Origin of the sequence: Micromonospora sp. NPDC047762, from assembly GCF_043204655.1 — a bacterium.
In the GTDB taxonomy this organism is placed as follows: domain Bacteria; phylum Actinomycetota; class Actinomycetes; order Mycobacteriales; family Micromonosporaceae; genus Micromonospora.
This window is the reverse complement of the sequence record NZ_JBIDCQ010000008.1, coordinates 243,379-262,679: the sequence shown is the minus strand read 5'-3', so window position 1 is coordinate 262,679 and position 19,301 is coordinate 243,379. Positions and strand designations below refer to the sequence as shown.

Annotated in this window: 15 protein-coding genes; 4 read left to right on the top strand and 11 right to left on the bottom strand. The window is 69.3% G+C overall.

What is annotated here, in order from left to right; all coding sequences use genetic code 11:
* Positions 1-5: 5 nt before the first annotated feature.
* Positions 6-509 carry a DUF1990 family protein gene (locus ACGF3C_RS24540; RefSeq protein ID WP_393225490.1) on the bottom strand — a complete coding sequence of 168 codons (504 nt, stop codon included), beginning with the start codon at positions 507-509 and terminating at the stop codon, positions 6-8.
* A 109-nt stretch (positions 510-618) separates the two neighbouring features.
* Between ACGF3C_RS24540 and ACGF3C_RS24535 the strand changes: the two genes are divergently transcribed.
* Positions 619-1,113 (top strand): GNAT family N-acetyltransferase, encoded by a 495-nt coding sequence (locus tag ACGF3C_RS24535; RefSeq protein ID WP_393225487.1) that lies wholly within the window; start codon positions 619-621, stop codon positions 1,111-1,113.
* On the opposite strand, the gene ACGF3C_RS24530 is transcribed toward ACGF3C_RS24535, so the two are convergent.
* Both ACGF3C_RS24530 and ACGF3C_RS24525 read right to left on the bottom strand, forming a co-directional pair.
* The gene (locus ACGF3C_RS24530; protein ID WP_357201443.1) at positions 1,088-1,510 is read right to left on the bottom strand and encodes an SRPBCC family protein; all 423 of its coding nucleotides are present in this window, start codon (positions 1,508-1,510) and stop codon (positions 1,088-1,090) included. The two genes, ACGF3C_RS24535 and ACGF3C_RS24530, sit on opposite strands and share 26 nt — an antisense overlap.
* A 157-nt stretch (positions 1,511-1,667) precedes the next feature.
* Positions 1,668-1,880, bottom strand: coding sequence for a hypothetical protein (locus ACGF3C_RS24525; RefSeq protein WP_393225483.1), 213 nt, complete (start codon positions 1,878-1,880; stop codon positions 1,668-1,670).
* A gap of 135 nt (positions 1,881-2,015) precedes the next feature.
* Here ACGF3C_RS24525 and ACGF3C_RS24520 point away from each other — a divergent pair, with 135 nt between their 5' ends.
* Together ACGF3C_RS24520 and ACGF3C_RS24515 are read left to right on the top strand one after the other, a co-directional pair.
* The gene (locus ACGF3C_RS24520) at positions 2,016-3,131 is read left to right on the top strand and encodes an ATP-dependent DNA ligase (protein WP_393225480.1); all 1,116 of its coding nucleotides are present in this window, start codon (positions 2,016-2,018) and stop codon (positions 3,129-3,131) included.
* 88 nt (positions 3,132-3,219) lie between these two features.
* Positions 3,220-4,761 carry an alpha/beta hydrolase gene (locus tag ACGF3C_RS24515; RefSeq protein WP_393225769.1) on the top strand — a complete coding sequence of 514 codons (1,542 nt, stop codon included), beginning with the start codon at positions 3,220-3,222 and terminating at the stop codon, positions 4,759-4,761.
* On the opposite strand, the gene ACGF3C_RS24510 is transcribed toward ACGF3C_RS24515, so the two are convergent.
* The 6 genes from ACGF3C_RS24510 to ACGF3C_RS24485 form a co-directional block, all read right to left on the bottom strand.
* Positions 4,688-5,200 (bottom strand): potassium channel family protein, encoded by a 513-nt coding sequence (locus ACGF3C_RS24510; RefSeq protein ID WP_393225477.1) that lies wholly within the window; start codon positions 5,198-5,200, stop codon positions 4,688-4,690. The two genes, ACGF3C_RS24515 and ACGF3C_RS24510, sit on opposite strands and share 74 nt — an antisense overlap.
* Positions 5,201-5,285: 85 nt before the next feature.
* Entirely contained in the window at positions 5,286-5,585 is a 300-nt protein-coding gene (locus tag ACGF3C_RS24505) for a hypothetical protein (protein WP_357226781.1), read from the bottom strand.
* Between the two features lie 24 nt (positions 5,586-5,609).
* Positions 5,610-5,882, bottom strand: coding sequence for a hypothetical protein (locus ACGF3C_RS24500; protein ID WP_357226784.1), 273 nt, complete (start codon positions 5,880-5,882; stop codon positions 5,610-5,612).
* Positions 5,875-12,555 carry a polymorphic toxin-type HINT domain-containing protein gene (locus ACGF3C_RS24495; protein ID WP_393225472.1) on the bottom strand — a complete coding sequence of 2,227 codons (6,681 nt, stop codon included), beginning with the start codon at positions 12,553-12,555 and terminating at the stop codon, positions 5,875-5,877. The genes ACGF3C_RS24500 and ACGF3C_RS24495 overlap by 8 nt, the downstream gene beginning before the upstream one ends.
* An 89-nt stretch (positions 12,556-12,644) precedes the next feature.
* A complete protein-coding gene (locus ACGF3C_RS24490) occupies positions 12,645-14,462 on the bottom strand; it encodes a LamG domain-containing protein (RefSeq protein ID WP_393225469.1) in 1,818 nt (605 codons plus the stop codon).
* Entirely contained in the window at positions 14,459-16,753 is a 2,295-nt protein-coding gene (locus ACGF3C_RS24485; RefSeq protein ID WP_393225466.1) for a hypothetical protein, read from the bottom strand. The genes ACGF3C_RS24490 and ACGF3C_RS24485 overlap by 4 nt, the downstream gene beginning before the upstream one ends.
* 170 nt (positions 16,754-16,923) lie before the next feature.
* On the opposite strand from ACGF3C_RS24485, the gene ACGF3C_RS24480 reads away from it, so the two are divergent.
* On the top strand, positions 16,924-17,376 hold the full coding sequence (locus ACGF3C_RS24480; protein ID WP_393225463.1) for a GNAT family N-acetyltransferase: 453 nt from the start codon (positions 16,924-16,926) through the stop codon (positions 17,374-17,376).
* Between the two features lie 192 nt (positions 17,377-17,568).
* Here the strand turns inward: ACGF3C_RS24480 and ACGF3C_RS24475 are convergent, their stop codons facing one another.
* Positions 17,569-18,294 (bottom strand): ABC transporter ATP-binding protein, encoded by a 726-nt coding sequence (locus tag ACGF3C_RS24475; protein ID WP_357221034.1) that lies wholly within the window; start codon positions 18,292-18,294, stop codon positions 17,569-17,571.
* An 11-nt stretch (positions 18,295-18,305) separates the two neighbouring features.
* Entirely contained in the window at positions 18,306-19,301 is a 996-nt protein-coding gene (locus ACGF3C_RS24470; RefSeq protein WP_357221019.1) for an ABC transporter ATP-binding protein, read from the bottom strand.

Sequence of the window (19,301 nt, the reverse complement as noted above, 5' to 3'; positions counted from 1 at the left end):
GGCGTTCAGCGACCCGCGCACAGCCGACGCAGGGTACGGCCGAGCCACCAGGCGTACGTGTGCTGCAAGGCCCTCACCGCCGGGCCGCCGGCGCGGGTGAACCAGCGGTCCGGAAGGCTGAACGCGCGGACCTCGAACCAGACCGCGCCGGCGTCGTCGCGGACGACCTCGAACGCCTCCTCACCCCGCTCCGGGTGCCCGGGCAGGGTGCCGTAACCGAAACCGGCGAGCGTTGGTGAGTCCACGCTCCAGACCACCTGGCACGGCCCCCAGAGGCGGGCCGGGCCGACGCCGAGGCCGGAGGCCACCAGCACACCTGTGGTGGCCCGCGGCGCGTCGGTGCGGATACGGACACCGGCGGCGCGGTGCAGCCGCCAGCTCAACACCGCGTCGGCTGCGGTCTCGAAGCAGCCGCCGGGCAACGGATACCGGTGGCGCAGGTGGTGGTACCCGCCAGGCAACGGCCCGTGCCGGGTCGACCCCACCTCCGGGTACGTCAGCTCGGCCACCGTTCCCCCTCGACCTCTCCCCCTTGACCTCGACCGGACACGGCCAGGGTACGGCCGGCGCGGTCGGGCCGCCCGTCGATGGCGACGGCGGCTGTGGTGTGCTGCCCCGATGAACGCAGAGGCGAGCATCGTTCCAGCCGGTGTCGTGGACGCCGGCGAGATCCTCACCGTCCAGCGCGCCGCGTACCTGACCGAGGCGCAGCACTACAGCGATCCGTTCCTGCCTCCGCTGACCGAGACGTTGGACGAGGTCACGGCGGTGCTGGCCGGCCCGAGCATCGTGCTCGCGGCCCGGTTGAGGCACCGGCTGGTCGGCTCGGTGCGGGCCCACCTGGACGGGGACACGGCGCACGTCGGCCGCCTCTCGGTCGCCCCCGACCAGCAGGGGCGGGGTGTCGGGGCGCGACTGCTCACCGCCATCGAGCGGGCCTGCGCCGGCCGGGCGGCCCGCTTCACCCTGTTCACCGGGGCGGACAGCGCGCGCAACCTGCGGTTGTACGAGCGGCACGGCTACCGGATCGTGGCGCACCGCCCGGACCCGAACGGCATCCCGTTGGCGGTGCTGGAGAAGCCGGCCGTCAGCCCCGCTCGCAACGACGCCTGAGCCCGTCGGCCTCCATCCGCACGTAACGACGGAACAGCCCGCCGTACAGCCGGCCGATCAGGCCGGCCAGCGGGCCGGACTGGCTGAAGGCCAACTCGACGCGGGTGCGCCCGTCGGGCAGCGGCAGAAGCCGGTGTTCTGCCGTGGTCCGCACACCCGGCGCGTCGGAGACCCAGACGAACTCCCGTCGGTCGGTCAGCTCGGTGACCCGCCAGAGGGCCGGCCGCAGCTTCGGCTGGGTCAGTCGCGCGGTAGCGCCGACGGTCAGCGGCCCCGGCTCGCCCCGCTCGGCCCGGGTCACCGAGTCCGTCCACTCGGGCCAGCGGGGCACGTCGACAAGCACCGCCCAGACCTGCTCGGCATCCGCGGCGATCTCGGTATCGGCCTCGAACCGCATGGTGTCCCCTCCCCGGCGGCACCGCTCGGCACCGCCACGGGTGCAGACGAGGCCGCCGAGAGCATTGTGACAGCGAGATTCACCGCCGTCCGTCCCTCCTCAGTGGAGGAGGCACCCGGGCCGGGCATTTCCTGCCCGCGCGCCGCCGCCGCGCGGATCAGGCGGCCTCGCGCAGGTCGGCCAGGGTGAGCGGGGTACGCCGCCGCAGCAGCTCCTCCAGCTCCGGCACCGAACCCACCTCGCCGAGCACGTTCCGGCCGCCGCCGAACCGCTCCGGATAGCGGCGGGTCAGCCGGAAGCGGTGGCGGCCCCGGATCAGCTCGACGCTCACCCGCCACCGCCCGCAGCAGTCACAGACCCACTCGGACACCTCGCGAAAGTAGCTCTGACCTGGGGTTATTTGATTCGCCCGGTCGGGACGAGCGGCGCGCGGGGGGACACGCCGCCCCGCCGTGCACGGTGATCTGCCTCACGACTGTCGGTACCGTCTGATTGACTGGTCGGCGTGGACCTGCCGATCAACCCGCCGGTCGAGCCGATGCTGGCCAAGAGCGTTCCCAAGCTACCCACCACGCCCGGGGTGACCTACGAGCCCAAGTGGGACGGGTTCCGGTGCATCGTGTTCCGCGACGGCGACGAGGTCGAGTTGGCCAGCCGGGGCGGCAAGTCGATGACCCGCTACTTCCCCGAGGTGGTCGAGCAGGCCCGCCGGCAGCTGCCGCCGCGGTGCGCCGTCGACGGCGAGTTGATCGTGATTCGACGCGACGGGCCGAGCGCCCAGCCCCGACTGGATTTCGAGCTGCTGGCCCAGCGCGTCCACCCGGCCGCGTCCCGGGTGAAGATGCTGGCCGAGACCACCCCGGCCGACTTCGTCGCGTTCGACCTGCTGGCGATCGGTGACGAGGCCCTGCTCGACCAGCCCTACCCGCGCCGCCGGGAGCGGCTGGTCGAGGCGCTGGCCGGGGTGCGCCCGCCGGTGCACGTCACCCAGGTCACCACCGACCCGGACACCGCGCGGCGCTGGTTCGACGTCTTCGAGGGCGCCGGGCTGGACGGTTTGATCGTCAAGCCGGCCGACCTGCCGTACGAGCCGGGCAAGCGACTGATGTTCAAAGTCAAGCACGCCCGCACCGCGGACGCGGTGGTGGCCGGCTTCCGCTGGCACAAGTCCGGCCCGGTGGTGGGCTCGCTGCTGCTCGGCCTGTACGACGACGCCGGGGTCCTGCACCACGTGGGCGTGAGCGCGTCGTTCAGCATGGCCCGCCGCGCCGAGTTGCTCGACGAGCTGGCGCCCTATCGGGACATCGCCGGTGAGCACCCGTGGGTGCACGGCGACCACGAGCGTGGCCAACGCATCCCCGGTGGAGTCAGCCGGTGGACCGGCACGAAGAACCTGGAGTGGGAGCCGGTGCGCCCCGAGCTGGTGGTTGAGGTGGGCTACGACGCCATGGAGGGCGAGCGGTTCCGGCACACCGCGCAGTTCGTCCGGTGGCGCCCGGACCGCGACCCCCGATCCTGCCGCTACGACCAGCTCGACCGGCCGATCCGCTTCGACGTGGACCAGGTGCTGCGCGGCGACCCGACGGCCACCGTGGACCGAGCCGCCACCGGCTCGGCGTAGCCTGGCCGTCGACCCGATTCCGGAGGACTACGTGATCCGCACCGCCGACCAGCCTCGGAGGGCGTCCAGCCGCCGGGGCCGTCGCACCCTGGCCGCCTTCGTCGTCGCCGCGCTGCTCACCGCCGGTTGCACACTGCCGGCGTTCGCGCCCCGCACCGAGGTGGAGGGCGCGGCCGCCCCGACCGGCAGCGCGCCGAACTGGCGGCCCTGCCCGGAGGTGCCCGACGAGTTGGTCGGGCGGAGCGCACCGAACATGCGCTACGAGTGCACGCGGATTCAGGTGCCCCGTGACTGGGGCACCGGCAACGGGGCGAGCGCCGGCCCGGGTGCCGGGCAGACCTTCGAGATCGCCCTGCTGCGTGCCCGGTCCACCAAGCAGCGCGACCGGGTGGGCTCCTTGGTGATCAACCCGGGCGGCCCAGGCGGTTCCGGTGTCGACACCGCCGTCTACCTCTCCTTCGGCTCCCAGTTCGGCGGTCTGCCCGCCTCGATCACCGAGCGCTTCGACATCGTCGGCTTCGACCCGCGCGGGGTCTCCCGCTCCAGCCCGGTGAAGTGCATCTCCGACGCCGACCTGGACGCCAGCTTCGGCTTCGACCCGGACCCGGCGAGCCAGTCGGCATTCGACGGCTTCGTCGGTCTGAGCCAGCGGATCGGGCGTGGCTGTGGCGACCGCTACGGCGACCAGTTGCCGCTGTACGGCACCGAGCAGGCCGCCCGCGACATGGACGCGGTACGCGCCGCCGTGGGCGACGACAAGCTCACCTACCTGGGCTACTCGTACGGCACCCTGCTCGGTGCCACGTACGCCCAGCTCTACCCCCAGCGGGTGCGGGCGCTGGTGCTCGACGGCGCTGTCGACCCGCAGCAGCGGCTGGTCGAGGGCTCGGAGAGCCAGGCCCGTGGCTTCGAACGGGCCTTCACCAACTTCACCCGCTGGTGCGCGGCGAACGCCGGCCGCTGCCCGATCGCCCCGGACGCCCGCGCCGCTGTCACCTCGGCCATCGACAAGGCCAAGGTCTCCCCGGTACGCGGCGACGACGGGCGGGAGGCCACCGCCGGCTGGGTGTTCTACGCCGTCATCTCCTCGCTCTACACCGAATCCGGCTGGCAGGAGCTGGCCCAGGCGATCGACAAGCTCGCCGAGGGCGACCCGAAGGACGTGTTCCGACTCGCCGACGCGTACGCCGGCCGGGAGGACAACGGGCACTACTCGAACCTGTTCGACGCCAACCTGGCCATCAACTGCGCCGACGAGACGGAAAAACCGAGCCGGCAGCAGATCCGGCAGTTGCAGTCCGAGTGGCGCGGAAAATACCCGCTGTTCGGGCCGGCGTTGGCGGTCGGCATGCTGAGCTGCGTCGAATGGCCGGGCGGGCGTGACCCCTACCCGACCGGGAAGGCGAACGGCGCACCGCCGATCGTGGTGGTCGGCACCACCGGCGACCCGGCGACGCCGTACGAGCAGACCCCACGGCTCGCGTCGATGCTGGGTGTCGGTCGGGTGCTGACCTGGGAGGGCGAGGGGCACACCGCCTACCCGCAGACCTCCTGCATCACCAACGCTGTCGACGCGTACCTGATCGACCTGACGGTCCCCCGCGAGGGGCTTCGCTGCCCGCCCCGTTGACCGGCTGGGTCGGCGGTAGCGGGGGCAGATTTATGCCCTGCCGGGCGGCCAGTTCCTCCAGCAGCGCCCGCATCCGGCGCACGTCGGCCTTGAGCTGTTCCTGCTCCTCATGCTCGAAGGCGTTGTCGTCGACGATGAGCCGGCTCGCGAAGTGCGCGGTGATCAGCGGGATGACCAGCAGCACCATGGTCGAGATGAGCAGCGCGGCCAGCGTCCGGCCCGCCCAGGTGGTCGGCGAGATGTCGCCGTACCCGACGGTGGAGGCGGTCACCACAGCCCACCAGACGGCGTCGGCCGGGCTGCGCTCCTCGACCTCGCCGTAGATGACACCGGCCACCACGATCATCAGCAGGTACGAGGTGATCAGCGTGCGGGGCGAGTTGGCGAACCACACCAAGGCCCGGTATATCCACCGGAACGGCAGCAGCAGGAGCTCCATGCCGCCCCATGCTGCCCGCCGCCCGCAACTTGCTCCGGCCCATCTGCCGCAAACTACCGGTACCTGACTTTTTCCAACCGCTTCATCATTTACTTTTTGCGATGCCGGCATAGAACGCCGCCGCCATTGCCGAAAATTCGTTCGAATAAGCCGCCATGCGTCGTCGGCCCTCCGTTGACCGCAACCAGGAAAGGATCCTGTCCAGGTATTCCTCGATCGACCCCTCCCAGTCCGTAAAGTAATCATCTCGCAGAAATGCCTCCATGAATGCGAGGAAATCAGCGTCGGACGTCACCGTCTCGCTTAGCCGATCGAACTCGTCAGCAGCTTGACCGGTCGACCCGAGGAAGTGGTCTATATCCGACTTTCGTGAATCAGCGCTCAAGGCCCTGATCATCTCCGTTCGGCTCTACTCGTAGTGCCGTCCGACCCACAGCCAGCCAGCCGTGTCGGCCCAACGATCGGGATCTTCATATTCATCTCCTACCATGTCTTGGAAGGCTCTCGCGATGGATCCGAGATAGTCCCCTACATTGCCGCTCTCCCACTCCTCCCGCCGTTCCACCAGATCGCTGCGCAACGCCACCACGAACTCAATAAGATCGTCGTGCGAGCGCACAGTCTCATCCAAGCCTACGTTCTCGCCCGATGCGTCCAAGAAAAAGCGGTCTACGTCATGCATCCCATCCCAATCTTTTGTGCCATGTTCGCTGCCACTGCGGATTTCTGCTCGAGGATTTGAGCGTGATCCGGTTACCACCATCGATCTCTGTGTTCTTCCTCTTCTTCTTGCTCGGATCGAATCGATCTTTGAAGACCTCACGCCCGGTCGCTTTTTTAGTCCTGATCGGCTTGTTGGCGATCTGATACGCCAGCAGGCGCCGGTTGTCGAGCGTGTACATCTTGCCATTCTCCTCGAACACGCGAATGGCCGGGATGTTGAGTTTTTTGCCGCGCTTGAGATCTTCGGCCATCTCGAGCAGTGTTCCTGGATGATCACTGAACTGGTTTGAGGCCGAGTCCTGGGTGAAATGGATATCCCTCGCGTCCAGCTCACAGATCTCATCCAGACCGCCCTGATTGTGAACGAGGACGTCGGTGTCGCCGACCAGGACGTGATAGGTGTGGATGTCGTCGACAGTGAGGTTGTGCACCGTCGCGACCGCGCCATAGGCGACGACCGCGATGACGCTGACCCGAGCACCGTCCGGGCTCAGTAGCAGGTCACCCTGCTTGAGGTGCTCGGCGCGCAGCCACTCGTGCTGGTTGCTAACCCAGAACGGGTGGCCGTCGGTGGCGGTCACCGTGCCGTCGGCCACGCCGTCACTGTCGGAGTCGATGCTGATGTCGACCAGCGTCTTCTGCCCGCTGCCGGTGATCAGCGCGGTGACCGGTCGGGCACCGTCCTTGCCTGACTCCGGGTCGGCCGCCCACACGACATCGTCGAGCTGGATCTCCTCGATTGCCTTGTAGCTGCCATCGGCCATCAGGACCGGCGTGCCGGGCAGGAAGCTGTTACAACCGCTCGGCCGTTTCCCCTTCACAGCCTTCTTGACCGCGCCGGCGCCACGAGCCGCCGTCTTCGCCTGCCGGACTCCCGGGACCATCGACGCGATACCCATGGCGCAGCCCGCAGTGTCGCCACCCTTGCAGGTCTTCGCGGTGTCAATGGCGCCTGCCACCGCCGACACGGCGGCGGCAGCCGCCGCCACCACCTGGGCTGGTGGTGGCAATACAGCCGCCACCATGGCTATCCCGCCCGCGACCGCGGAGATGGTGCCCGCGTTGTCGACCACGGCCTTGACCGCCGACTTGGCGGTGTTGGCCACCGCGTTGGCGGCCCGGCTGGCCGCATTCTTGATCTTTCCGAAGAAGAGGCCGTCCGGGTCGGCGAAGGTGACCGGGTTGTTGTTCGCGTAGGCGAACGGGTGCATCCGCTGCGGGTCGTACTCGTCAGTCTCCGGGTCGACGGAGATGAACGCGCCGAGCGCCGCGTCGTAGAAGCGGGCACCCAGCAGCGACAGGCCGGTCGGATCGCTGATGCCGCCGACGAAGCCGCGCTGGCCGGAGGGCCAGGTGCCGCCGGTGCCGCCCGAGCGTGCGTTTCCGAACGGGTCGGAGTATCGGACCGTGTCCACCCGGGTGACCGAGTTGACCGCCCAGTGCGCCGAGTCGTGCTGGTCGGCGGCGAGCCAGGTCAGGTCCTTGGGACCCGTCGCGGTGGACGCGGCCCGAGAGGCGACCGTGTCGCCGGCGTGCTGGTAGTACCGGGTCGCCGTGGTGTCCTGACCCTGAACGACCAGTTCCTGCCCGGCGACGAAGACGGTGGCCTGACCGTTCGGGTCGATCCGGGCGATCCGGTTGCCATCGGCGTCGTAGACCATCCGGGTCGCGCCACCCGGTCCGGTGATCTTCTGGAGTTTGCCCTGGGGGTTCCACTCCAGGTTCTCGGTGACCCCGTCGACCTTGCGGTAGGTGAGGTTGCCCGTGGCATCCCAGTCGTAGTGGTCCACCCGGCTGCCGGTGGTCACGGTCCGGACCGCGTGTGGCTGGGCGGCGTTGGCTGCGGCGTACCCGTAGTCGGAGGCGACACCGGTACGACGGTCGGTGACCGACTTGCGGGAACCGTCCGCGTGGTAGGCGTACGCCTTCCAGTACGGCGACTTACCGCTGATGGCGCCCGCGGTCGGCTCCGCGGCACAGGTCGTGGTCGCCTGTGTCCACGCCTGGGTGAGACGCCTCAGCTGGTCGTACTGGAAGCACTGGACGTCACTGTCGCCAGGTCGAGGTTTGTCGTCGTTGTCGAGCGGCGTGTTCGCCATCGACAGGACGTTGCCCTCGTGGTCGTAGTCGTAGGAGAGGGCGGCGACGTTGTTGACCGTCGCGTCCCGGTCGAAATAGAACTCCTTGAGCCGGCGGGTCGGGTCGTCGTAGACGTAGGTCTGGTACGCCTGCGGCTTGTTGTTGACGCCGAGGGTGCGCTTCAGGACCTCGCCGTATGGCGAGTAGGTTGCGGCGTCGACGTAGACGGTGTTCGTTCCCGACGGGTACGACGTGCCCACCAGGCGCGTGACGTTGCCCAGGTCGTCGTAGGTGTGGCCGATCGTCTCCCGCTCCAGGGCACCGGTCTTGGGAACGTTCATCCGGTCCGGCGACCCGTCGGCCTTGAAGGTGTACGTCGAGACGTACGTCCCGGCCGCCGTCCCCAGGCCCGGCATCGCCGGGATGCGCGCCTCCTCGTCGGCGACCTGGTAGGCGTCGCTGTACGCGAAGATCTCCCGGACGAACTGGTGTCCGTCGACGGTCGACACCTGCTTGGACAGGTGCCCCTTCGCCACAGTGTCGTACGCCCACTCGGCGGCGAGCTGACCGTTGACCAGGCGCTTCTTCTGCCGTCCCAGCGCGTCGTACTCGGTGGAGACCACGTCGTCGAGCGCGTTCTTCGACGACGTCACGTCGTCGTCGTTGTCGTAGGTGAGGTTCGTCTCGCCCTTGTCCGGGTCGACCGTGCGCACCTCCCGGCCGCGCAGGTCGTACCCGTACTCCCAGACCTTCCCGGTCGGGCCGGTCACGGTCGCCAGGTCACCGCGCGGGGTGTACGTGTACTTCGTGGCGTCGTACCCGCCGCTCGGGGTGATCCCATGGAACTGCCGGAGTTCGGTGGTCTGAGCCTGAGCGTCGCTGATGGTCGCGGTCGCCGTGCCGCCCCGCGGCGGGGTGACCGATACCTGCCAGCCGTCCGGGTTGCCACCGTAGCTGGTGACCGTCGCCCACAACTGGCTGTGGCCCGACCAGGTGCCCTCGTTGACGACCCGTCCGACGGCGTCATGACTCAGGACCGTGCGGACGCGGTCCTCGCCCGGGTTGAGTTGCAGCAGCTCGATGGCGGGGACGCCGGTGACGTACGCCGGACCTGCCCGGTACGCCTCCAGGCCCCGGTCGTTGTAGCCGGTCGACTCGACCAGGCGCTTCCCACCGAGCGAGTCCTCCTGCGTCTGGACAGGCCGGTACAGCGAATCGAAGAGCCCGATCTCGGATATGTAGGTCTCGTTGGGTCCGAGTCGCTTGGTGGTGACGGCGAGCGGCCCGTCGGCACGTACCCGGTAGCCGAACTCCAGGTTCGGTGTCTTGGTCGCCTTGGCCCGGCCCGGCAGCCACACCTTGGTGAGCCGCCCCAACGGGTCGTGTGCCAGGTCGGTGCGCTTGTCGTTGGCGTCCACCACCGCCGTCGGCTCGGCCCAGGCCGGCTGTTGGGTGGTGGTCGTCTTGTGTTGGAGCGGGTTGAGGGTGACCGTCTGGGTGACCGGCCCCGGGCCTGCGGGTGTGTACGTGGTGGTGGTGACCCCGCCCCGGGCGTCCGTCGCGCTGCCGATCCGCCCGAGCGCGTCGTAGCTGCTCCGGGAGGTGGTGGCGTAGACGGGTCCGCCGTTCCAGGTGTCGAGGGTGTCCTCGCGGGTCACCAGGCCCTTGGTGGGAGCGGAGCCGTGCGTGTCCGATCCGTCGTGGTAGGTCTTCACGTCGGAGATGACGTCCGCCGGGCGGTTCACCGTCGCCCCGCACGACTTGGCGACCGTCTCCACCCGGGACACCGCCGCGCGGATCCACGCGGTGCCGTTCTTGACGTACGTGGTGGTGCTGCAGGTCTCGTCGCCGGTACGGGCGGTGTCCCCCAGCTCGGACACCGTCTCCGGTTGGCCGTCCTCCAGGTCATAGGTCGTGCGGGTCTCGGTCCGCGCCCACTTGTTCGGCGCCAGCAACTTGCGGGTCTTCACCACCGACGGGCCGGTGAAGTAAGCCCGGTCGGTGCCCCCGGTGTGGGTCCGCGCGGCGGTCTGGCGGGTCCAGTACTGCGTGGTGGACGCCTCGACGACGTCTGACCCGTCGAGGGTCGCCTCTTCGAGTGGGGAACCGGCCAGCGCCGGATGGTCCGAGAACGTGGTGGACTCCGAGTCGGACACCAGCACGTTGCGCCGGCCACCGCCCGGCAACGGCTGGTCGTCCAGGCCCCGGTAGAACCGCTTGCGAGTCGTCAGCGGTACGCCCCGACCCGGCTCGCCGACCTTGGTGACCACCTGGGAGTAGCCGCGCCACTGCCCGTACGTGCGGTGCTTCTTCTTGGTGAACTCACCATCGTCGTAGCCCCACAGGACGCTCGTGCCACCCCCGTCGGTGCTGTACTCGTACCGGGTCGTGATCGCCGGCTGATCAGCCGTGCGGTCGATCTCGGAGATCTCGGTGACGACGTACTTGTGGAACCAGTCCCGCTTCGGGTCGGTGTACCCGTCCGGAGTCCAGTACACGGGGTAACACAGCCGCGAGTTGGTCTCCGGTGAGCCCGGCAGGTCGTTCAGGTCACAGTCAGCATCGGAGTAGGTGACGTGAATGTCGGCGCCCGACTCGGTACGGATGTTCTGGATCCGCCACCGAGAGAACAGCGGCGCACCCGCCAGGACATTGGCCCGGTTCACCAACTCCACGCCGGTGAACTGCACCGGCGGGTCCGTGACGAGGCCACCGACGTGCCCGGCGTGCACGATCTCCTTGAGCCACAGCGACGCCGAGCCGGCCACCTTCGGCGCCTTGAACTCGTGGCTCAGGCTCCACGACTCGACGTCGGGGAACGCGCTGCCGTCACGTACCTGGGTGGTGATCTTCGTGAGTCGCTTGGTGCTGAAGAAGACCGGTGCCAGCTTGTCGGTGCAGGGCACCGCGTCGCATTCCTTGTCCCATGGCACGTCCGGCCAGTTCGCCTTGACCGGCTTGCCATCCTTGTGGCACTCGGTCGCCAGGCACCGGTCGGCGACGCTGAACACCACCCGCCCGGTGGCAGCGACGCTCGAATAATTGGCGTGCAGCCCGTAGTCGATCCGCGTCAGGTAACCGCCCCGGGTGAACGACTGCCGGTTGTCCTTGTCGTCAGCCGCGCCGTAGTGACCGGTCTCGCCCTGGTAGTAGTAGCGGACCGTGTTGCCGTGGACGTCCACGGTCTTGTCGAGCATCCAGCGCCAGGCCTGCTTGCAGGACGAGTCCTTGAAGGCGGTCGCGTGGCAGTCCTCGCCGGAGTGGTTGCCGAAGACCGGGATCGTCCAGCGTGAGTCGGTCGCGGCGGCCTCGCCCGCGAAGAAGTAGCGGGTGCCGTCGGGCGTGGTGACCGTCCACCGTTCGGTAGTGGCGCTCCCCGACGTCGCCGGACTGCCGTCCAACTGGATCCGCCAGTTGCTGTCGCTCTGCGCGCGCCAGACACCCGAGACGTCATCCTTGATCAGGGACGCGTTGGTGCCGTTGAGCGAGACCGTGACGTTCGGCGAGTCACCCTTCCAGCACTGGTCGTAGGTCTTCTTGTCCTTGTTGTTCGGATCCTTGCCGGCGACAGCGTCGCGGTCGTCCGTGCAGGTGGCGTACGTACGCTCGATGAAGCCCGGCGCGTAATCCCACCCGTCGCCGACCCACGACGCCTGATTGTTGGCGCCGGCCATCCGCCCGTCGACCACCTGTGACGAGTAGTCCAACGACATCTCCGGCAGCGGACCCTCTGCCGGCGGCAGGCGCAGCGGGTTCGAGTAGGAGAACCCTCCTGAGCTGTCTCCCGCAGTCCAGGATCCCGACGCCTTCAGGTCGGTGGCCTTGTAGTCGCCCTCCTCCGAGGACTCCTCGGCGGTGATGGCGAAGACCATCGGCGCCGCACCGGAGAGGTCGACCCTGGTCGACAACGTGCTGGTGGCCGGGTCGTTGGTCGCGTCAACCCGACCTGTCTCCTGGCACTCCGACCGCTGCGGGGTCGTCGCCGCGCAGGCCGGCAGCCGTTTGAGGGTCAACCGCTCACCCCAGCCCGCGCCGTAGAGCTGCCGGATCTCTGCGTAGTCGAAGGCCGCGTCGACCGTCCCGGCGTCGCCGTTCACCACGACCACCGGGCCGCTGACCCCGAGTCGGCGGGAGTGCTGCTCGTCCAGGAGTTCCACGCGCGCCTGGGTGGGGACACGCTTGCCGGTGACGGCCGAGGCCTTCACCGGCAAGCCACCGGCGAGGCCCCGCACCGCCGACGCCGACTGCCGATCGCCATCGAGTTGCCGCTCGCGCCGCGTCTCGGCGACCGCCAGCGTGGCCGCACCCGCCTTCGGCCAGGTCGCGTGCTTCGGCCCCGCCCACCTGCCGCCGTCGTCCGGAAGCGGGGTCCGATCCACCGGCACCCGGCGGACGGTCTCCGCCTTGGTCGCCTTGACGGGGCGGTCCCCGGAAGGCACCTGGGATGCCTGCGCGGCTTGAGGAACCGTGAGAGTCGACGCCACCAGCACCGCGATGCTGCTCAGGGCGATCAACCGTCGGGGACGGGAAAGGAGGGCGGGAGAATTCGGCATGGCCTCTTCCTGACGGGCGAGGGGTGCAAGGGAGGTCGGCAGGTACGGCGAGGCCCGCGGCGTCCAGCCGCACCCTCACCCCGAGATGGTCAGCCAGCTGCGAGATCAGCGATCCGGTCCGGATCGACTGTGGAGGTCCAGAGCCGGACATCGTCGACGACGCCGCCCAGCCGGGAGAATCGCGTACCGCTCACGTGTCCGTTACATCCGACGAGGGTGGGGCCGCTCGCCATCCAGGGCGAGGAGGGGCCGTCCTGTTCGTCCTGCAGGACGCCGTCGACGTACAGACGGACCTTGCCCTTACCCAGGTCGTAGACGCCGGCCAGGTGGGTCCACTTACCGAGCTCCGGGGCCTGCTGCGATTCGGCGATGTGCCAGGTGGGAGTCCCATCGGACGCGGAGGGCATCCCGAAGTGCCAGCGGTCGGGCCCCGGGTTGTATCCGAAGAAGAAGCCGGGAGCGGCGGTAGCGATCTGCGTGACGACCGAGTGATGGCCGGTCGTCTGGTCCAGCACAACCCATGCCGAAACCGTGAACGAGGCGTCGGTGCGAACCGTCGGTCCGGACGTTTCCGCGCAGGAGCCCTCGGCCAGTTCGAGCCCGAGCGCTCCGTCCCGACCGAAACCGCGATCGCGGGTCCACGCGTACGGGCCGGTGATGCTGAGGTCCCGGCCGTTGCCGGACCAGTCGGTCAGGTAGGTGGGCGTGTCGCTGGCCGGGCCGTCCAGGGGCCACATCCCCTCCAGCTTCACCGCCGGGTTACCACCGTGCACGGCGGCCACGTCGGCAGCGGTCAGGGCTCCACGCCATGCCCGCACATCCGAGACCGCGCCGTTGATCCGGTCGACCACCTTGCTGTCGTAGCGCCCGCAGCCGATCGTCAACGGCCCGTTGGCCTGCCAGCCCGCGGCGTTGCGCGTCACGGATTCGGCCAGCGTCCCGTTGACGTACAGGCTCAGCCGCTTGCTGGTGGCGTCATACGTGCCTGCCAGATGCGTCCACTTACCGGAACTGCCGGCGGCGCTGCCCTTGGCCGTCACCGAACCTGAGGACACACTGCTCGTGTCCTTCATGACCATCGACCAGACCCGCGCGCCGTCGTTGGCCTGTCTGGTACCCAGCAGGAAGCCACTGACCTGTTCGTTGTCCTGACCGAGCGCGGTCTGCGTACCTGCCGATACATCGGTCAGTCTGACCCACGTCGCGACGGTGAAGGACTCGTCGGTTCGTACCACCGGTCCGGCCGTGCCGAGGCACTGGTTGCCGTTCATCTGCGCCGCCGACTCCACCCGGCCGAATGGGTCGTCCACCCAGCTCAGGTCCGCTGGGACGGTCGCGTCCCGGGCGAAGCTGGTCGAGTCGACTCCGTCACCACGCAGCTGCCACCTACCGACCTGACCGGCGGGCAGTTCGGTGGCCGCCCGCGCGATCTGCGCCTCGGAGAGCAGGCCCTGCCAGACTCCGACGTGATCGACCGAGCCGGTCATGTGGTGCCACGACGTGGACGCGCCGCCGGCACAACCGAGCAGGAGCCGCGACTTGGCGTTCCACGGCGTGAAGGGGATGGCGTTCTCCGCCGCGAGCGAGCCGCCGACGTAGAGGCGGACGACCTTCGCCACGGGGTCGACGGTGGCGGCGACGTGCTGCCACACGCCAACGGCGGCAGCCGCCCCATCGGCCGTCGCGTACGTGACGGTGGAGCTGTCGGCGTTGGTCAGCGAGACCCGCCAGCGATCGACGTCAGCGTTGTAGCTGAGGACGAAGGCGGACGCGATGGAACCGGTCTGAGCGACGATGGCCTTGTTGCCATTCTTCGAGGCCAGGTTCACCCAACCGGCGACGGTGTACTCGGCGTCGGTGCGGACCGCCGGCGACGCCTGCGCGCAGCCCGTGCTGTTGAAGGTCAACGCGGCGTTCGCGCTCCCCTTCCGGTCTGGTCCGTAAGCGACCCCGCTGCCGAGCACCAGGTCACGGCCCTCACCAGAGTCGTCGAGGCCGTCCCGTCGAGCCGCCAGGCGCCCTGGTTCTGCGCCTCGGTGATGCGGCCGGTGAAGAAGTTGAAGGCGGCCCTCGCGGAGTAGTTGCCGGCGTTGTCCTGCGCCCACACGTACACGACGGTGCGGCCGGCCTCCGGGGTGAACGTGATGGACGTCGTGCCCGTCGAAGCCGCGAACGTCTGCTTTGCGTCGACGCCGATGCCGTAGGCGAACTGCTTCATCCCGGACCGCGCGTCGGACGAGGTGAAGCTGAGGGTCACCGGTTGCCCGACGGTCGGGGTCCCCGATGTGCGCGTGACGATCGGGGTGGTGGGGCCGGTGCGGTCCACTCGGAAGTAGCACAGGCCGGTCCAGCCGGTGGGGTCGGTTTCGTCCGTCCCGCGTACCCGCCAGTTGTAGTCACCCTCGGCAAGTGTGGGGGTGGCCCAGCCGCGCTCCTCGCCCGACGTGGTCCACGCGGAGAAGTGCTCCGCCGGGCTCGTCGGCCCGTTCAGGTCGAAGACGACCTTCACCGAGCCGTCGCCGTCGCTGGCCTTCCCGTACAGCGTCGGGGTGGCGACGTTGACCCAGGGACCCGGCGAGGTCTTGCTGCAGCTGCCGCCCGGAGCCGTTCGAATCGCAACCGGAGATGTCGGCTTGTGCTGATAGCTCGCGACCATCTTCACGTTGCTCGGGTCGAACTTCGCCCAGCGGCCGCCGCTCTCGGTGCCCATCCGCAGACCGAACGTCATAGCCGACAGTCCGTCGTCGGCGTTGTCCTGGATCTTCTCCCTGATCGCCGCCGCGTTGAACGCCACCCAGTTGGCCGACTGGCCGCTGCATCCGCCGTTGGCCTTGACCGACTTCGTCTGCAGGGCGCCGCCGTGCATCCAACGGCCCGCCATCCCGTCCCAACTGTTGGTGTAGCTGGACAGGTTCCCCGTCTGCCAGAGGCCGACCGACTCGCCGGCGCAGTCACCTGAGTGCACGGCGTACGCGTCGACGCTCGGCGTCCCGGTGATTCGCTTGCCGGCGAGAGCCGTGGTGTCGAACTGGAAGTGCGACCGCCAGATGTCGCCGTAGTCGTCCCAGTTGGACCCGACCCGCACGATCTCCCGGGGCCAGGCCGATCCGGAGGTCCACGCCGTGCCGGGGTTCGAGTCGTTCACCGGTGCCCACCGAGACGGCTTCTTGTCGTAGGCAGGGTCGATGAAGATCGGAAAGTGGTCACTGGCCAGCAGTTCCGGAGCTGCGGCCACCGTCATCGTCGTGTCTTCGACTCGTACCGACACCGGAGTGACAGCAGCGGTCTCGGCCGGGCCGCGGACGCTGGAGCGCGCACCCGGCGCACGCGCATCGCTCGACGAACCGAGCCCCGACCGCCGAGCCCCTGACGCCACGGGCGACGGAGCCGAATCCCAGGCCAGCGCTGGCGGCGCTGCGGCGAGCACTCCGTCGGGACCGGAGATGACGACTCCCCCGCTCCCGGTTGCCACGTCAGCGGAGCCGCCCACGACGTACCGCGTCTCACGAACCGCCGGGTTCTTGGCCGCGGCTGCGGTCTTCACCACGAGCAGGTGGGCGAATCCCGACTTCTCGGCGCGGACGACCAGATCGACGTCGGGCAGGACGTTGGGGTAGGTGATCGTGTCCCGGTCGATGACACCCGCTGGAAGCGGGCTCGGCCAGCCGAGCGAGAAGGTGGTGCCGGCGCCGGTCATGGTGGCGAACGGGCCCACCCCGCCGGTCGAGAACACCACGTCGGCCGTCGACGCGACGGGGCGCACGAGGCCGTCGGCGCCCACCGCCAGCATCGTGTCGATCTGCCGCCAGGACCCGTTTCGCTTGGTCCAACGCGGCTCGGCCCACGCCTCGAAGGTGAAGTCACCGGACGGCTGGGCGAAGACCTTGGTCGTCTCCGTTGCCGCCGCGAGCACCTCGACGGACGTGTCACACGACCCTGCCAAGGCTTGGGCGGCGCGCTCCGACTCGGCTGTCGGCGACACCCTGACCGCACAGGAATCCGGCTGCTCGGCGGCGGCGCGATCAGGCTGCCAGACCACATGAAGCAGGGACGCCAACAGTGCGCCGACCACAGTGGACGTACGCCAAACAGAAAGAGTCGACGGCACTGCCAAACCCCCGTGAGGCAAAGTGATCAACGAATGTTCGGCACACGCTACAGAGGGTTCGACCCCAACACCATGGGTAAGAACGATCAATATGGTCCATCAATTGGCCTCACCGTATGGCCGTCGGCATGCATCGAAAGTCATCCAAGAACGGTGAAAATATGTGCGATGCGATGGATCGAAGGATGGCGAATCCACAGAAATTGAGCGACGCCCCCACAGGCCGGTTCGCATTCCCGGCGCTGTGAGATTCTCGCCGGATGAGTGACGTGATCTTCCGAGTTGCGGTCCGGGCCGACCTGCCCGCCGTCATCGCCCTGCTCGCCGACGACGTGCTGGGCAAGGCCCGAGACTTCACCGAGGTGGACGAGGCGTACGAGCGAGCGTTCGCGGACATCACCGGCGACCCGCGCAACGCGCTGATCGTCGCCGAGCAGGGCGGCGACCTCGTCGGCTGCCTCCAGATCACCTACATCCCCGGCCTCGGTCGACACGGCGCAGAGCGGTCGCTGATCGAGTCGGTCCGGGTCCGTTCCGACCGGCGTGGTCAGGGCCTGGGCCGACAGTTGATGACCTGGGCCGTCGACCAGGCTCGCGAGCGTGGCTGCGCGCTGGTGCAGCTCACCACCGACAAGACCCGCGAGGACGCGCACCGCTTCTACCTGGGCTTCGGCTTCGTCGCCAGCCACGAGGGCATGAAGCTCGCGCTCTGACCCGGCGTCGCGTTCACACAGGGGGCAGTGGGAATCACCCAGGACGGCCGGCCCGGCCACGGCCAGACGCGGTAGGGGCACTTGCTCGTCAGTACAGACGCTGTGGAGCTGATGTCGTAGACGAGTCACCATCGGCGATTCGTTTACGACATCAGCTCCACAGCGAGCCGCGCCGGCCACTGCCCGGCAGGGTCAGCCCTCGACCAGGCGGCCGTCGCGCAGGACCAGCACCCGGTCGGCGAGGTCGATCAGGGCCGGGTCGTGCGTGGCCACCAGGGCCGTCATGCCGCGGGCGTGCACCACCGCACGCAGCAGGTCCATGATGGACCTTCCGGTCTCCGAGTCGAGCTGACCGGTGGGCTCGTCGGCGATGAGCAGGTCCGGCTCGTTGGCCAACGCGCGGGCCACCGCGACCCGCTGCTGCTGCCCACCGGAGAGTTCGTACGGGCGCTGCGCGGCGTGCCCGCCCAGGCCGACCAGCTCCAGCAGCACCGCGACGCGCTCCTCCCGCTCCGCGGCCGGCACCTGGGCCAGCCGCAACGGCACTCCCACGTTCTCGGCGGCGGAGAGGATCGGCACCAGTCCGAAGGTCTGGAACACGAACCCGACGGTGCCCCGGCGCAGCCGCAGCAGCTCCGCCTCCCCGGCGGAGGTCACCTCGTGCCCGGCCACCACGACCTGGCCGCTGTCCGGTCGGTCCAGCCCGCCGATCAGGTTCAGCAACGTGGTCTTGCCGGCCCCGGATCGACCTCGGATGGCGACCAACTCGCCCCGGTTGGCGCTGAACGACACGTCCCGCACGGCGTGCACGGCGTGCTCGCCCCGACCGAAGGTCCGGCTCACCCCACTGACCCGGACCACCTCGTCGGGGTGCGCCCCGGGCGCCCCGCCGAACCCGGCCGCGCCGGTCACCACCATGTTCTGCCGGCTCATGCCCGTGCCCCCCGCTCGTCCGAGGCCCGGTCGCCGGGCCGTACCTGCACATGGTCCGGCTCCAGGTCGAGCCGGACCCGCTCCTTCAGCGAGAGCGCGTCGACGAACGCCGCCGGCAACTGCATCCGACCGTTGCGGTCCAGCACCGCGTACTCCTCGCTGACCAGCTCGGTGTTGCCGTCCGCGTCGATCCGCGCGGTCCGGCGTACCTCGGAGGCGGTCCGGCCGTCGCGGATCGCGACGGTCCGACGGACCTGCGTAGCCACGGCGTGGTCGTGGGTGACGACCACGATGGTCACGCCCAGTTCCGCGTTGATGGTGCGCAGCGCCGCGAAGACCTCCGCGCCGGTCGCCTCGTCCAGCTCACCGGTCGGCTCGTCGGCGAAGAGCACCTCCGGGTCGTTGGCCACCGCCACCGCCACCGCGACCCGCTGCTGCTCGCCACCGCTGAGCTGCCCGGGGCGCCGGTCGGCGCAGTAGCCCACGCCGACCAGGTCGAGCAGTTCCCGGGCCCGCGCCCGGCGGGCCTTGCTGCTGCGCTTGCCGGCCAACTGCATCGGCAGCTCGACGTTCTCCAGCGCGTTGAGGTACGGCAGCAGGTTGCGGCCGGTCTGCTGCCAGACGAACCCGACCAGCTGCCGGCGGTAGCTCAGCCGTCGCTTCGCCGAGAGCGAGAGCAGGTCGTAGTCGGCCACCCGGGCGATGCCGGCGGTCGGGGTGTCCAGGCCGGAGAGGATGTTGAGCAGGGTCGACTTGCCCGAACCGGAGGCACCGACGATCGCCACCAGCTCGCCCCGGTCGATGACCAGGTCGAGCCCCTGCAGGGCGACCACCTCCACCCCCTCGGTCTTGAAGATGCGCACCAGGCCGTCGCAGACGATGTGCCCGCGAAGGCGGTCCTGCCCACCGGCCCGCTCGGCGGCGCGAAGCGCGGCCCGCTGTTGCAGGGCGGCCAGGTCAGGCACCAGTGGAGTCTGGGCGGTAGCGGTCAT

Excerpts from the sequence above, each read along its gene's own strand:
- ACGF3C_RS24535 (WP_393225487.1), top strand. The coding sequence starts at position 619 with ATGAACGCAGAGGCGAGCATCGTTCCAGCCGGTGTCGTGGACGCCGGC.
- ACGF3C_RS24530 (WP_357201443.1), bottom strand. The coding sequence starts at position 1,510 with ATGCGGTTCGAGGCCGATACCGAGATCGCCGCGGATGCCGAGCAGGTC.
- ACGF3C_RS24510 (WP_393225477.1), bottom strand. The coding sequence starts at position 5,200 with ATGGAGCTCCTGCTGCTGCCGTTCCGGTGGATATACCGGGCCTTGGTG.
- ACGF3C_RS24500 (WP_357226784.1), bottom strand. The coding sequence starts at position 5,882 with ATGCATGACGTAGACCGCTTTTTCTTGGACGCATCGGGCGAGAACGTA.
- ACGF3C_RS24495 (WP_393225472.1), bottom strand. The coding sequence starts at position 12,555 with ATGCCGAATTCTCCCGCCCTCCTTTCCCGTCCCCGACGGTTGATCGCC.
- ACGF3C_RS24480 (WP_393225463.1), top strand. The coding sequence starts at position 16,924 with ATGAGTGACGTGATCTTCCGAGTTGCGGTCCGGGCCGACCTGCCCGCC.
- ACGF3C_RS24475 (WP_357221034.1), bottom strand. The coding sequence starts at position 18,294 with ATGGTGGTGACCGGCGCGGCCGGGTTCGGCGGGGCGCCCGGGGCGCAC.
- ACGF3C_RS24470 (WP_357221019.1), bottom strand. The coding sequence starts at position 19,301 with ATGACCGCTACCGCCCAGACTCCACTGGTGCCTGACCTGGCCGCCCTG.